Source organism: Neisseria sp. P0021.S006 (genome assembly GCF_051956895.1).
Genome location: NZ_JBQCWZ010001063.1, coordinates 1 through 511 on the forward strand (window position 1 = coordinate 1; position 511 = coordinate 511).

Consider the following 511-nt stretch of genomic DNA (forward strand, 5'->3'; position numbering starts at 1 on the left):
AGGCGCAACAGGCTGACAGCGATTTTACGGTCGAGACGCTGCATGTGCAGGGCGGTTGCAAGCGCGAAGCCGCCGAAGAAGATGTAAATCGTCGGGTCGGAGAAACCGGCCATCGCTTTTTTGATGTCCATATCCGGGAAACCGAGTACAACGGCAAGGATAGGGATCATCAGTGCGGTAACGGTAATGTGTACGGCTTCGGTAAACCAAAGCGCGGCAACGAAAATCAACAGCGCTATACCTTTGTTGGCGTCGGGGCTGTAGGGAAGGATGTAATAAATGCCGAAGCAGACAACGGCGGAGATGATGGTGGTCAGCAAGCCTTTAAAGTCGGTAATCGGCTTTTGTGCACTGAGCAGCTCGACGTTTTCCGGATGCTGGGTTTTGTCCTTTGCGTGCAGATCCATAGAATGTTCCTCTGAAGTTTGCTGGTTTTTCTTTTACGCTTGTGCTGGCCGTTTTCAGACGACCTGACAGCGACAGTATATTTGTAATTTGATGTAGTGTAAAT

General features: G+C 50.3%; 1 protein-coding gene. It reads right to left on the reverse strand.

Features of this window, described 5'->3' with window-relative positions:
* A partial coding sequence (locus ACTHUM_RS18730; RefSeq protein ID WP_440403786.1) for an anion permease occupies positions 1 to 407 on the reverse strand: 407 nt, incomplete at its 3' end.
* Between the last annotated feature and the right edge of the window lie 104 nt (positions 408 to 511).